This window comes from candidate division KSB1 bacterium (assembly GCA_034506395.1).
Lineage (GTDB): Bacteria > Zhuqueibacterota > Zhuqueibacteria > Thermofontimicrobiales > Thermofontimicrobiaceae > Thermofontimicrobium.
The window spans coordinates 75,648-89,269 of the sequence record JAPDPQ010000016.1; the positions used below are offsets into that span (position 1 = coordinate 75,648).

Consider the following 13,622-nt stretch of genomic DNA (forward strand, 5'->3'; position numbering starts at 1 on the left):
ACCAGATTTGATTTCATTTACAGTAATAAGCTTGGAAACTAAAATTGATTGGGCCAACAATCTGCTTGATTGTTTTGTCAAAAATTCTTATGTTTGGGATAATCAGCTTAACAGGAAATTGAGACCATCAAAATTATGCCGATACGAAAAATTTCTCACTTCGATTTGCTGGATCAGACGCCTTCGTTGGAAATGGTTCAACAGCGGCCGCGCCGTCCGATTTCGGTTTTGTTGGATCATGTCCGAAGCTTGTACAACGTGGGATCGATCTTTCGGACGTCAGATGCTGTTGGAGTTGAAAAGCTCTATCTTTGTGGTCTCACTGGCTATCCGCCCCGAGCTGAGATCCATAAAGCCGCGTTGGGAGCTGAGAAAACGGTACCGTGGGAGCACTGTCCCGATCCAGTAGCGGCGATCCATCAGCTCAAGTCACGTGGCTATCGAATTGTCGTTCTGGAACATACCGATCAATCCCAGCTCTATCATCAGGCTCACTACGAGTTCCCGCTTTGCCTGGTAGTGGGTCATGAGATCACCGGCGTTTCCGATGAAGTGGTGGCGCTGGCCGATCAGGCGATTGAGATCCCCATGGCAGGGATAAAGCAATCGCTCAATGTGGCCGTTGCCTATGGTGTAGCCATTTATGAAATCATTAAGCATTGCCCTGATCCTTTTCAAGCAACACATTAACAAGCGTCATGACTGACTCACGGCTGAGCACCCGATAGGCTGGTCGGTGGGCTTGTCGATACCCATGAGAATGATGAACAGCTGGGTAGTTTCTCGCGTTCATTTGTTCATCGAAACGAAGCAATGCCTTTTTATCAAAATTCAGTAGCCCCGTTACAACCGCCTCCTGAAATTGTCCCCATAACGACAGGAACCCTTCTCTTGAACCGCGGATTTGTTGGCCTGTCCAAATCATTGCCTGAAAAAGCCCACTCGCCTCTCCCTCGAGCAATTTGTATGGCCTCAAATTCAATCGTACCACGTCGCCTGAAACAGAGATTATTTCAATGAGTGGCTCATCCGAATCGGCACGGATTGCATTCAGCTCCTGGTTCAAGCGTTGTCTTGTACCTTCCAAATCCACCAACAGATGTTCAATACCAAACACACTCTGGTAGATCAATTTGTAAGCATCTTGAATATCGAATTGCCTTTTTTGCTGTTGATTTTGTCGAATGATTTCGACGAGGGATGTGGGTATACTCTGACCAAATATCGAATTCATCGGAATTCCATTTTTAACGTTTGGTGATCGCTGTTATTGGGCTGTGGCTGTCATCATATTGGTCATGAAAAATTTAATGGGGATCCTGGCCAATTGGATTTTACCACCGCTGAGGTTCAGCGGGATCAACCGGGTCCAGAGTTTGCCCTTGACCAAATGGATCGTTGGGTAGAGATTGCCATGTTTGATCTCGAATGAGATCAGTCTGGGGCGATATCCCCAGTTCAGCAATCGTCGAGTATCCTGGATGCTTTTATCGGTTCCACGAGGATCGAGCGAGCGCAACACATTATCTGTGAATTGCGGGCCAATACGAGTGACGTAAAAATTTCCTTGGATGTCCATTTTGCGCGCAGGATCGAGTCCAACGCCTGATAATTCCATGGTCAAATTCAGCTCCGAGCCCTTGCGGCGCAATCGCCTCGTCGGCAAAAGCTTGGCCGAGTTCAACTGCGAGACATTTGCTTTTATTCGCCACTCGATCTGATCGAGCGTCCCTTGATGAAGATTGGCTGAAATTAGTCCTGCTACATTGCCATCGTAAGCCTTGAGTGTGAAGCGCGGGACATTAATCCGTTCATTATCGAATAACAGATCGATATGGATGTCTCGGGCCTGATAATCTCCCGCTCGGATGCGACGAATTTCAATAGCGGAGAATTGCGGATGTCGCTGCCGATAATTAGGACGCAATAGATCATAATAGTAGCTGCCTTCAGAGCTTAGGAACGGCCATCCTGCTCCACTTTCAATCAATACCTCCCGCTCAATATCATATCGTAGCGCAAATTGTATCGCGCCCTCGATGGTATCCAATTTGGCGATGCTGCTGTATGCCAGATGGGGCAGACCAATGTTTACCTGACCAGAAATATCTGCCAGATCACCTACCATAAACACATGTACATTCCCATTAATTTTTCCAGCAAATCTCATGTCGTTCAAGGCGGGAATTGTGTCCTGCTGCGTATCCAACGTCACATTGATATCGAACCATGAGGGCATGTTGCCAGATAAACTGTCGAGTTGACCATTCAATCGGACTGTTGCCCTGAGTTGTTGCACAAGCAATTCCGCGCTATCCAGCTTCAGCGTCTCAAAGTCTGGCATATGGACTTTTGCCCAGAGCGGCATATTTCGGATCGGATCATCTCGAACCCCTTGAATAATTAGGCTATCTAACATACCAGTCAGAGCGAACTGAGCGGTCTCGGCATCCGAAGTAAAGTTGAGGATACCTGTAACGTGCTTCAAAGAGAGAAACAGATCAGGATATTCGACATTAGCGTTTATTAAGACTTTGCCTCGGACATCAATTTGGCTCTCTGTTTCACTGGGAATGATGGCTGTAATTGAAGCAGTGGCTGTTGAACGGCCACCGATGCTTAAAGTTTCATACCCTTCAAACCAAGAGGATGGCAAGTAGGCCATCAGCTTCGGATGGTCAACGATCAAATCGTCAGCCAGCAGTTCAAGGCGCGAGGGTTCAGATAGCTCCAACGTCCCAGAAATTTTCCCGGTAGCAAAATCGTTTGCTTTCAAAAGTAGCTGTTTTAACTCGAGGCGTTCAAAAGTTGCTGTGGTGGATAGCCATCCTTTTCCGAGCAAAGTGAGGGGATTGAAGATCAGCGGTCCAGTATCCGTTTCATAGATAATCTCATCGGATTTTGCAAGCATGGTGAGATCGATGCGGTCTAAAGTTTCTGCTTTCAAATTGGCAGAGAGATCAAGAAGCCCAGTTAGCGCGGAAGCAGGCAAATTGCTGAGCGGCAATCTTGGAATATTTAGGTCCGCACCAGCTCGAAAACGATCCAGCCCTAAAATTGATTTGAAATGAAAATTGAAATCTAAGGGGACCTCGAAGAAATTCCCGATCGAAACGATCGCACGAATCGAATCGGGCGATAGATCGGCCTGCAGTGCGGAGTTCAGATTGAATTGCAATTGCCCAAAACCAACATGGAGTGTATCGATCGTTAAAAACAAAGAATCCATCCTTGCATCGATCTGAATATCTGCCCCTTGAACGCCATGGCGGTTATGTCGCTCGGTAAAGCGGCTCCGAATGTTCAGATTGATCAATTTGGCATGCGGATCAACATAGGCGGCCGTGAAATTATCGAGCCTAAATAGCAAATTGACCATTAGAGCATCATCGGGATGAGCGCTGGTCGGATTACCAGAAATTGAACTCCCTGCGAACGAAGCCAACCCATCGATAGAAATCTGCTTGCGGCGCTGCTGGATGGAATCGGGCAATAACGGGAGTAGCAGATTGATGAGATTTTTCAATTTGATTTCGCTCTCCGTGATGGATAATTGAAAATTTGGGCTCGATGGGAAATCCGTCACGGTACCTTCCACTTTAAAAATGGTCTCGTCGGCGATTTTGGCAGTTAACTCATTCAAGGCAAGGCGGCTTAGCGCTCCATCAAACTTAACATCGTAGCGGATAGAAGCGACTTTGGGGAAAAATAAGCTATCCATCTGGACTTGGACCGGCGTTATTGCTCCAGAAGTTAAAGTCAAACTATTGATGCCAATTTGCCCATCACTTTGAATGAAATCGTGGCCCAGAAGCTGAATCCTCAGATCCATATCAAGCCGCGAACTGGCATATTTCATCTGGGTTTTATTGCCATGAGTCATGGAAAAACGCCATAGTTGTTCATCAGAGACCAATCGAAGGCTGAGCTTGGGCTCGCTTTGCGTCTCCGATTTGGATATTCGCGGCCAAAACAGGTTTTCAATGAAAACCGATAGCCCTCCAGAGGCGAGGGTATAAATTGTGTCAGATTGATTGATGAACAAATTTGCGGTCAAACGGTTCAGGGCAAATCGCCTGAGATCGATGGATATCGGAAGGCCTAAAACGGCAGAGGTGTCCTGAGTGCGAGCTGCTGCTGTATCAGCAGCGATCAGATCCGCAAAATTCCATGAGCCATTTCGATCGCGCCGTAAGTTGATCACTAGATCATCGATTAAAATCGTTTTGATCTCAAATTTTCGTTTGAACAGCGCAGAGAAGCGATAGCGGAGATGGAATTTTTTGGCAGAAAAAAAGCGAGCAGTGTCACTGATGCAATTATCCCCAATAGCGCGCTCTGAAACGCAGATATCATTCAACGTGACCCCTCGGAACGGATTGAACCAGACCGTCCCAACCGATATATTTCGCCCAATGGTGGAGGCAACGTTTGAAATAATCATTTGTTTGATCTTATATGGTGGGAACCCGATGCGCAGCACCACCAAAAAGATGCCCACCAACATGATTAGGCTGAGACAGATCCATAGCCCCAATTTTAGCATTTTTTTCAGGGCCGATATCAGGCGAAATTTTGGCATTAATGCGACCTCGAGAACGCTTTGAGATCATTGACTGGCAGAGATTCGATGAAAAGCTGGCGATGCGGAAATGGGATTTCGATCCCTGCCTTATCCAGTGCCATTTTAATTTTCTGTCGCAATTCGTAGGTCAGTGCCATCTCCTGCCGAGAATCCTTGATCCATACCAACAATCTCAGATTGATACTGGAATCAGCGATCTCATCAACGACGACCGTCGGCGGAGGCTGCGTGAGAAACCGATCATCGTTTTTCACCAATTCCAACAGCACGCGTTGTGCTTCTGGAATCGACTCTTTGTAGGCGATTCCCACGCTCACCCCAATGCGGATATTTTCGTTATAGGTATGATTGATGATCTTGGACTCGACAATCTTCTGGTTTGGGATATCGACAAGAATATTGTTCAAAGTTAAGATCGAAGTCGATCGCAGCGAGATCTCTTTCACCCGGCCAAAGGTGTCCTCCAATTCGACCATATCGCCCTCTCGAAACGGCTTGCTGACCAGAATGATGATCCCTGAGATGAAATTGGCCAGCGTCTGCTGCGCTGCCAGACCCAGAGCAATTCCAGCCACGCCCAGCGTCGAAATCAGCGCAATAATTCGAATACCGATCTGATCGGCGACCAAAATGATCGCCAATCCCAATAGCGAAAATCGCACCACTTTGATGATAAGGTGCGCCACCGAATCCGATATCTCTGCTTTTCGAAATTTGCGCAATAGAAAGTATCGGATAACCCGATAGAAGCCGTAAAATACGAACAAAATGATGCAACCCGCTATCAATTTGGGCAGATAAAGAATGATCTGAACCACTAGGGCCCTGATATCGATAAACTCTTTCAGCTCATCTAAGATTTCTCTGAAAGGGATCATGATTTTCTGAAACATCATCGGTTCCATACCCATTCGCCTTTCTCATAATCATCGTTAAAAAAATAGGCATTTCATATCCCGAATCAAGACATCGACAATCGATTCTGATAAAACTTTATCGGAGAAGGACTGGGTCAAGATAAATTGGTCAATCGGAACAGTGACACCGTTGGCAGATTTAGCCGAGAAAGATTCGCTCGTTCAGCCGACCCTAATTCATTTTGCAAACAAGCGCTTTGCTAATTCCAATTGCGATGGAGTGCCAATATCCAGCCAAAGATCGTTTGGCCCATCATAACGATGGGTGTATAGTGGAATTTTTTGGCAGAGCCAGCTAATAAAATCGCCTACTTTGTCTGGAGAGTGGCCTTCCTCGATATATTGGCGCAACAGTTGAATCACCTCGCGATGAAACAGATAGATGCCAATTGAGCTGAGTGTGCTAGAAGGATTTTCTGGCTTCTCGATCAAATGCGTGATAACTCCCTCGGAGTTAAGCGTCGGAATCCCCATCTTTTTCGCTTCTTCGATGGTCTGCACGTCATAAAGGGCAACGATATTTCTTCCCTCGAAAAATGGCCCCAGCATCGGGGTTAGATCAAAGTTGAAGAGATTGTCGGCGCTGATCAAAAGGAAATCGTCATCAAATTGCGTCTGCTCGATGACGAAAAGGACATCTCCCATCGAGCCGAGCCGATCTTCATTGCTCATGGTCTGATCGTTGAGGACCATGATCGGGAGCTTTGGCTTCAACTGGTCGCGCCAAGCCACAAAATTCTGATAAAATTTATTATTGGTCACCAAATAGATTTGATCGATATGCTCCATTGGCAGTTTTTCGATGACATAATCCAGAATAGCTTTTTCGCCGACTTTTAATAAATGCTTCGGCGTGTTCAGAGTCAGCGGATACAATCGAGTCGCATAACCAGCGCAGAGAAGAATGCATTTCATGTTGTAGCTCCTTCGATAAACAGTGCAGGTTGAATTATTCTATTCCAGCCATCATTTATTCCGATTTTAGCAGATGATCTCGGCTTATCTCGCTTGGGAAATTTTTAATCTCATTGTATTGTTTGGTACGAAGATTAAGCTTGAATATAATGCTTTTTTTTAAGAATTTCAACAGAAAGTTTCCACATTCTTGATGCCGCTAACACAAATTTGGAATGAGGAGTAACACGCCAGACACATCAATTTTATTGGTTCAATTGAAAAAGGCTATTGACAGTTGCAAAAAATATAACTAAATTGGAGATGAAAATGATCAGACAAACCGATCCAAAACGCGCATCTTTTCTGTCTTGGCAGAAAGCTATTAAATTGAATTAGAGGGCAGATGATACAGATTAAATTCACAACATTGATAACATGCTGTTATCTAGCTGGATTTTGACTTCAATGGAAGAATGACAACCTCTCCCAGTTGAGTCGTTTAAATTGAAGCCCGTGCCTGGCTGAGCGATGAGTATCACTTCATGTGTAATTTATCAGAATAAAAAAAGGTGGCGCATCCGCAGGAGTGATATTTTGATAATCACAAATTGCTCATTCTGTAGGGCGCTAAAAGTGAAATATAATGGAGGATGAAACCATGATGGATTTGTTGAAAAAAGGTTTTTTTCTTGGGCTTGGCCTATTTGAAGAGGGTAAAGAGAAGATTGAGGAATTTGTGGATGATTTAATCAGCGCTGGGGCTGTGGCCAATGAAGAGCGCGCAGCGTTCGTGGACAAATATCTGGCAAGACTGAAGGAACAGGAACAAAATATTATTGAAAAGATCAATGCTGAAGTCCAAAAAGCTGTGGCGAAGCTGGGTCTTCCGACTAAAGCTGATTTCGACCGATTATCCCAGCAGGTTGAGGAATTGAAGAAAAAGCTTGAGCAAAAGCAGTGAGCGAGATGATGTTTCCTCGTTTGCATAAAACCTATCGTCATCTCCAACGGTATCGGCAGATTTTTAGCGTGTTACTGCGCTATGGATTTCAGGACGTCGTCGAGCGTTTTCGGGTAGATGGCATCGTGCGGATGAGCCGAAAAATGCTCAGGCGGGCGCGAACTATCGAGCAGCTTGGCCATCTGACCTCAGCGCAGCGGCTTCGAATGGCGCTGGCCGAACTGGGGCCGACCTTTATCAAATTGGGGCAGGTGCTAAGTACCCGTCCCGATCTCGTGCCGCTGGATCTTGTGAAAGAGCTGGAGCAGCTTCAAGACCAAGTCCCTCCCTTCTCGGCAGAGGTCGCAAAACAAATTATTGTCGCTCAATTAGGTCAGCCGATCGATCAAATTTTTAGTTCTTTCAACGAGATTCCGATCGCTGCGGCTTCGATTGCCCAGGTGCATCGCGCCACGTTGCGCAATAACCAGACAGTCGCCCTGAAAATCCAACGCCCAGGGATCAAAGCTACCATTGAAACTGATATTAGCATCCTCCGCGATCTGGCGAACTGGGTTGAAAAATACATTCCTGAAAGCGAATTATATAATCCCACTGGGATTGTGAACGAATTTGCCAAGACTATTCGCGCCGAGCTGGACTTCGTCCGAGAGGGGCGTAATATCGATCGGTTTCGTACTTATTTCAAAAACGATCCCACAATCTATCTCCCAAAGGTGTACTGGGAATATACCACCTCCAGCATTTTGACCATGGAATTTGTCAATGGGGTCAAAGTTTCGGAGATCGATTTTGCCAGTCGGCCAGACCTTGATCCAAAAATTATCGCTCTGAATGGTGCTAAAGCCACTCTGAAAATGATCTTCGATCTGGGCTTTTTCCATGCTGATCCCCATCCTGGCAATATTTTCATTCTCCCCAATAACGTCCTGGCCCCATTGGATTTTGGTATGGTGGGAAGATTTGATGCGCAGACCAAAAGCCAGTTGCAGCACCTTTTGATTGCGATTGCTGAACGCGATATCGATCGCATTGTTAAGGTCTTTATCGAGGCCGATCTGATCGATGAGACCAAAGACACCCGTCTGCTCCGAATTGATTTGAACGATTTCATAGAGACCTATTATGGCATTCCGCTTCATCAAATTTCGATCGAGAAGCTTCTCAATGATTTGATCGAAATTCTCCGTCGGCATCGAATCCCTCTGCTCTCAGATCTTGTCCTAATGACCAAAGCGTTGGCGACCATCGAAAGCGTCGGGTTGAGCCTTGACCCAAATTTCAATATGATGACGCTTGTTGAACCCTACGCTTCGAGATTGATGGCCCAACCGCTCCATCCGAAAAAAAGGTTGAAAACTTTACAGCAGATAGCGACCGAAACGGAAGAGCTGGTCAAAATCTTGCCTGGTGACTTACGTTATATTTTGGGTAAGATTAAAAAAGGTCGTATGAACATGATCATGGAGCATCGGGGACTGGAGCAATTGATCGTTGAGATCGATCGTTCCAGCAATCGCCTGGCATTCAGTTTAATCATCGCGGCTTTAATTGTCGGCTCGTCTATTATAATCTTTTTTGATAAAGGCTGGCACCTGTTCGGGTTTTCAATATTCGGCCTCATCGGCTACGTGATAGCTGCAGTATTGGGATTATGGCTGGCTATTGCAATTTTGCGCTCTGGAAAACTTTGAGGCATGAAATTCCGGGGATCAATCGATCACTAACAGCTTGCGGTTTGTGCAGTGGTCGCCAATCCTTAGTTGATAAAAATAAATTCCAGGAGAGACCTTTTTCCCTGTATCATCGTGCCCATCCCAGACCACGTTTTGAGGTCCCGCTGATAGAATCTCATCAACCAGATGCCTGACCGGCTGACCCAGCAGATTATATACGACAAGCGTAGCAGCGCATTCAAGCGGGAGCGTAATCGGAATAGTGGTGCTGGCATTGAATGGATTGGGGTAATTTTGGCCCAATAAGGCAGGACCAAATTCGTTGTGCATACCGAGATCAGCGACCGCGGAGGGCTTACCGACCATTCGAGCGTCCATCCAGAGCATTCGGCTTTGGATCCAGAATTTCAAGTAGCGGATCTCGGCCTGATAATTTCCGCCGATAAATGGATTCGGCCAGATATAGACGCCGAGGATCGGCCAACGCTCAAAATTCCTTCGTTGCGCTTCATTCAAGTGGTTTACCAGCGAGTCGATGATGGCATAAATCCTTTCCAAAGAAAAGGTGGCCTGTCTGAGTTCGAACCATCGACGATTTATTTTATTGGTAAAATGGCTATCAGCCATTAATTTCTGCCACCAAAACGGATTCTGCCAGTAATCATCTGGCTCCTGAAAATCTACCTGCCAGCCAGAGAAAAACGAGCTACCGTAGTAATCGGCATTGCCAAAGGCCAAGTTGAAATCCCACACCGGTCCGATGAATAACTTGCCGTTTTTGCTATCGCGGTCCTTGTAGAAAAAGGTGCTGAGCCGATAGGCGTCTACGTTTTTGGACAGTTCAGAGAGCAGAAAATAGTCAATAAAAGAATCGACATCGATATAACGAGAATAACCGTTTTGGGGATCAGCGTAATCAGGGCGAAGCATGAGCGCTTCAAATGAAGCGATGAAATTTCGGATATAGTTTTTTTGTTGGGGCACGATGTCATCCTGATCTGGATAATGATATTGATAGAAGATGCGCTGCCAAGCGCCGGGGAACGGGGGATAGGCAGACTCCCAGCCATCGAGTTTTGCGCCGGCTGGCTTATCAATTTTGATGATATAGCCGCCAGTCACCGCATCTCCTGCAACATCGGTGGGCTCGATCCGTGTGATGTTGACCCTATTTTTATCGCGCTTGATCTTTTCCAACCAAACATAAACGCCCAGATATTCCCCATTCAGCACCAATTCGCAAAGTTTGGAGCGGCTGGCGTAACGCCCCATCTCATTGGCCAGACGATACGCCAGCACATTGCGAATCAGCGTTTTATCGGAATAGGGGCCATATAAAATCCAATCATTTTCTGCTGGCATACCCAAAAGTGGGACATTCAGGTTATTTCCCATCGCATCGCGAGTCTCTACTGCGTAGGATTTTTTATCAAATCCCTGAGCCGATGAACCGCGCAGTTCAATGCCGATCCAACCATCGTATTCATTAAATGGATCAGTGATGGAATTCCGAACTCCATCACCGTGATAGATAATGCCCATTCGAGCTGGAATTTTTGGCTCATCAGGGATCTCTCGGCCAAACGTATCAATCACTATAATCGGAAGATTGGAGGATATAAATTCGTTCCAGTCATTGATTAGGATAGTAGAAGAGGAACTAAGGGATGGCTCTGCCGATCTGGTTTTAGCAGAAGCGAGCAATGCGAGCCACATCAAGGGAAAGAACCAGAACAATTTATTGAATCGGATCATATTTGATTTGAATCAAGATGGCGTCTACTGGATTGGCTCAATTGATGATCAGTAATCCAGAAAAACGGATCAACTGCAATCTGATGGGTTGCTTAAAGAAATATCAAAAAATCCGTTGCCGATGGACGCGATCATTTTATTCGGCGATAAACCCGCACGTAATCGACGGTCATTTTCTGTGGAAAGATGGTCGAAAGATCTGGGTTTCCGGGCCAGTTGCCGCCGACAGCGACGTTCAGGATTAAATAAAAATATTGATCGAACGGGGCTGGATAAGGAGCGCCTTCGGTATACCACTTCTCCTGGCTTTGATAGAAAGTTCCATCCACGTACCAACGAATCTGAGTGCTGTCCCATTCCAGTGTGAAAAGATGGAAATCATCCGAAAAAGTCCCCTGAGGTAACGTATACGATTTGCCAGAGTGAACATTTTTAGGATATTGGCCGCCATAATGGAGGGTGCCATACACCTTATTGGGCTCATGCCCCAGCAACTCCATGATGTCGATCTCGCCACTGGCAGCCCAACCGCCATATTTGCTTTCCGTCGGCATCATCCAGATGGCGGGCCAAAGCCCCTTGCCGAACGGCAATTTCGCTCGGATATCAAATCGGCCGTATTTCCAATCCCCCTTGCGATAGGTTCGCATTCGAGCCGAGGTGAAGTCTCGCGTTCCCTCTGGGCCAGTATAACGCTCTTTTAAAGCCTGGATCACCAGACAACCATTCTCGATATAGGAGTTCTCTGGACGAGCGGTGTAATATTGCAGCTCGTTGTTCCCTCCGCCCTGAGCGTTGACTTCGTGGCTCCATTTATCGATATTAATGTTCGGACCATCGAACTCGTCGTTCCAAACCAGCTCCCATCCCTCTGGAACTAAGATTTGGTTATTATTTCCTTCGGTAGTCGGATTTTCCTTTTGGCAGCTAAGCAAAAGAACAAGTACCCCCATAAAAAGAATTAGCGAGAAAAAGATTGAACGCTTCATTTTCAAACCCAAAAGTTTCGCATATTCGATGGCTTATCTTTTAGAAGATAACAGTCTAAAGCAAGGCACAAGAGATGTTGTGATACAGATTTAATGGCTATTTCACCATTTTGCGACCGTAGTCTAAACGATTATCCGTGGTGAGCAACGGGAAACTTGGGACGACGATCGGAAATGGCACGTTTCGCTGCAATACGAACATATCGATTCGGGTCAGTTGGATTTGCTCGAATTTATCGGTATCGATCTGAATCTGGTCATGATATTTCGCCTGAAGGCTATCCACGTAGCTATTGAGATGATCGGTGATCAGGGCCATATAATCGGATTCGTCACTGACATTTCTGGTTTGCAAATAACGGTTCTTTTGATATTGGGCTAACAGAAAATCCCGCCACATGTTCTCGTTTTGAACCACCGATGCCACCCGATCATATCTCTTCTTATAGGCCTCACGGGTGAGGTACTTGTCGCGGATCATGTCGACGATAGCCAGTTTGAACTGCTCGGGAAATTGCTGATAACTGAACTTACGTTTTCTAAACACCAGCGGATGAATCAGCAATTCTGTAAGAAAATCATCGACGCTCCAAGTTTGACCATCGATGGTGAGAAGTGGTCTGTCTCGAATCGTGTCGATATCCGCACTGAGAGAATCGGGTAATACTTCGTCCTTCCAGAAGCGTCGTTTGAACGCCTCCCGTTTATCTTCCATGGATTTTAGATAGAAAGGGGCCATGATTTCGGCCAGCTTGAAAAACGTGTCTCGGGAAAACTCGACCTTCTTGCCTTTCATCACCCTGGCGATATACTGGGCGTAAATTCGATTGGCCTGCTGGGTCTTGAGGTGTTCTGAAACATCATTCCATCGCCGCTGGATGTCGGTATCGCTGATGGCGAGACGATCGGTCCAACCAGCCACTTGCATGAGCAAAAAATTCCCATCCTCAGTGGCGATCGGACCGACCAGCTCGCCCTTTGTCAGCTTGCGCGAAAACAGCGCCTCATGGATGGCAGGATCATTTTGATCGCTCCAGCTCACTTCGCGCTGCGGAACGGCCTCCAATCCCAAGTAACTCCGAAAAACAGAATCGCTCTTCTCTGGTGCTGAGAGCAATTCCCCCTTAAGCTGATGCAGTCGACTACTATCAGGCAGGGTACAATAATTGATGCGATAGGTTCGACCAGCCACCTGATAAATCTTGCTGATTTCCTGGCTATCTGGTCTGGCCCTTTGATAGGCGATCTTATAATAAAGCCACTGCCGCATCGCCTGTTCTTTGCGCCCTTTGAGATAGAGCTGAAATTGCGCGTTGCGGGTGAGTTCATTATCATCACCAGCTTCCAGTGCCAACAGCTTCTCAGCAATGAGCGAATTCAGCACGATTTTTCGATGAATATAATTGTCACCCTTGCAATATGGTGGACGAATGGTATATTCTGCTCGGCGAATGAATTCATCCACCGTAATGCTGCGATCGCCAATTTTGACCAATAATTGGACGTCCTGAGACTCTCGGTCTCTCTTGCTACAAAAACCGATGACTATCATGATGGCGCCGCACAGAAGGACAATCAATGTGAAATCGATCCATTTATTATTTTGATTGGAACAATTCATTTCGCTTCGTTTAATAAAGACAATTCAATTAAAGTGACACGGGTTTTTTGCATTTCTTGGGGTAAAATCGATCTAATAGCCAAAACTACAACAGGCCATTTCTATTTGATGTCAATTAAAGATGATCACATTGGCGCTCCTCTTGCGAAGTTTGGCCAATCAAGGGATTCGAATTGTCCCTGCAGTTCATCCTAAGATCAGTAGCTTTGCTCATCAAAATT

At 46.1% G+C, this 13,622-nt stretch carries 10 protein-coding genes; 3 read left to right on the forward strand and 7 right to left on the reverse strand.

What is annotated here, in order from left to right:
* The first annotated feature begins 135 nt into the window (after positions 1 to 135).
* Positions 136 to 690, forward strand: coding sequence for an RNA methyltransferase (locus tag ONB37_11725; GenBank protein MDZ7400826.1), 555 nt, complete (start codon positions 136 to 138; stop codon positions 688 to 690).
* Here ONB37_11725 and ONB37_11730 read toward each other — a convergent pair.
* From ONB37_11730 to ONB37_11745, 4 genes are all read right to left on the reverse strand, one after another.
* Positions 653 to 1,234, reverse strand: a complete 582-nt coding sequence (locus tag ONB37_11730; protein ID MDZ7400827.1) for a hypothetical protein — start codon at positions 1,232 to 1,234, stop codon at positions 653 to 655. The genes ONB37_11725 and ONB37_11730 overlap by 38 nt on opposite strands.
* 33 nt (positions 1,235 to 1,267) lie before the next feature.
* The gene (locus ONB37_11735; GenBank protein ID MDZ7400828.1) at positions 1,268 to 4,582 is read right to left on the reverse strand and encodes an AsmA family protein; all 3,315 of its coding nucleotides are present in this window, start codon (positions 4,580 to 4,582) and stop codon (positions 1,268 to 1,270) included.
* On the reverse strand, positions 4,582 to 5,490 hold the full coding sequence (locus ONB37_11740; protein ID MDZ7400829.1) for a mechanosensitive ion channel family protein: 909 nt from the start codon (positions 5,488 to 5,490) through the stop codon (positions 4,582 to 4,584). Before ONB37_11740 ends, ONB37_11735 begins: the two co-directional genes overlap by 1 nt.
* A 189-nt stretch (positions 5,491 to 5,679) precedes the next feature.
* Positions 5,680 to 6,417 carry a nucleotidyltransferase family protein gene (locus ONB37_11745; protein MDZ7400830.1) on the reverse strand — a complete coding sequence of 246 codons (738 nt, stop codon included), beginning with the start codon at positions 6,415 to 6,417 and terminating at the stop codon, positions 5,680 to 5,682.
* Between the two features lie 640 nt (positions 6,418 to 7,057).
* Here ONB37_11745 and ONB37_11750 point away from each other — a divergent pair.
* Positions 7,058 to 7,360 (forward strand): phasin family protein, encoded by a 303-nt coding sequence (locus ONB37_11750; GenBank protein MDZ7400831.1) that lies wholly within the window; start codon positions 7,058 to 7,060, stop codon positions 7,358 to 7,360.
* A gap of 5 nt (positions 7,361 to 7,365) precedes the next feature.
* Positions 7,366 to 9,054 (forward strand): AarF/UbiB family protein, encoded by a 1,689-nt coding sequence (locus ONB37_11755; protein MDZ7400832.1) that lies wholly within the window; start codon positions 7,366 to 7,368, stop codon positions 9,052 to 9,054.
* 18 nt (positions 9,055 to 9,072) lie between these two features.
* On the opposite strand, the gene ONB37_11760 is transcribed toward ONB37_11755, so the two are convergent.
* The 3 genes from ONB37_11760 to ONB37_11770 form a co-directional block, all read right to left on the reverse strand.
* Positions 9,073 to 10,632: a CotH kinase family protein gene (locus tag ONB37_11760; protein ID MDZ7400833.1), complete on the reverse strand. Its 1,560-nt coding sequence runs from the start codon at positions 10,630 to 10,632 to the stop codon at positions 9,073 to 9,075.
* 290 nt (positions 10,633 to 10,922) lie between these two features.
* Positions 10,923 to 11,780, reverse strand: coding sequence for a glycoside hydrolase family 16 protein (locus ONB37_11765; GenBank protein ID MDZ7400834.1), 858 nt, complete (start codon positions 11,778 to 11,780; stop codon positions 10,923 to 10,925).
* Between the two features lie 97 nt (positions 11,781 to 11,877).
* Positions 11,878 to 13,401, reverse strand: coding sequence for a hypothetical protein (locus ONB37_11770; GenBank protein MDZ7400835.1), 1,524 nt, complete (start codon positions 13,399 to 13,401; stop codon positions 11,878 to 11,880).
* Positions 13,402 to 13,622: the final 221 nt, after the last annotated feature.

Excerpts from the sequence above, each read along its gene's own strand:
- ONB37_11725 (MDZ7400826.1), top strand. The coding sequence starts at position 136 with ATGCCGATACGAAAAATTTCTCACTTCGATTTGCTGGATCAGACGCCT.
- ONB37_11730 (MDZ7400827.1), bottom strand. The coding sequence starts at position 1,234 with ATGAATTCGATATTTGGTCAGAGTATACCCACATCCCTCGTCGAAATC.
- ONB37_11735 (MDZ7400828.1), bottom strand. The coding sequence starts at position 4,582 with ATGCCAAAATTTCGCCTGATATCGGCCCTGAAAAAAATGCTAAAATTG.
- ONB37_11740 (MDZ7400829.1), bottom strand. The coding sequence starts at position 5,490 with ATGGAACCGATGATGTTTCAGAAAATCATGATCCCTTTCAGAGAAATC.
- ONB37_11745 (MDZ7400830.1), bottom strand. The coding sequence starts at position 6,417 with ATGAAATGCATTCTTCTCTGCGCTGGTTATGCGACTCGATTGTATCCG.
- ONB37_11750 (MDZ7400831.1), top strand. The coding sequence starts at position 7,058 with ATGATGGATTTGTTGAAAAAAGGTTTTTTTCTTGGGCTTGGCCTATTT.
- ONB37_11755 (MDZ7400832.1), top strand. The coding sequence starts at position 7,366 with ATGATGTTTCCTCGTTTGCATAAAACCTATCGTCATCTCCAACGGTAT.
- ONB37_11765 (MDZ7400834.1), bottom strand. The coding sequence starts at position 11,780 with ATGAAGCGTTCAATCTTTTTCTCGCTAATTCTTTTTATGGGGGTACTT.
- ONB37_11770 (MDZ7400835.1), bottom strand. The coding sequence starts at position 13,401 with ATGAATTGTTCCAATCAAAATAATAAATGGATCGATTTCACATTGATT.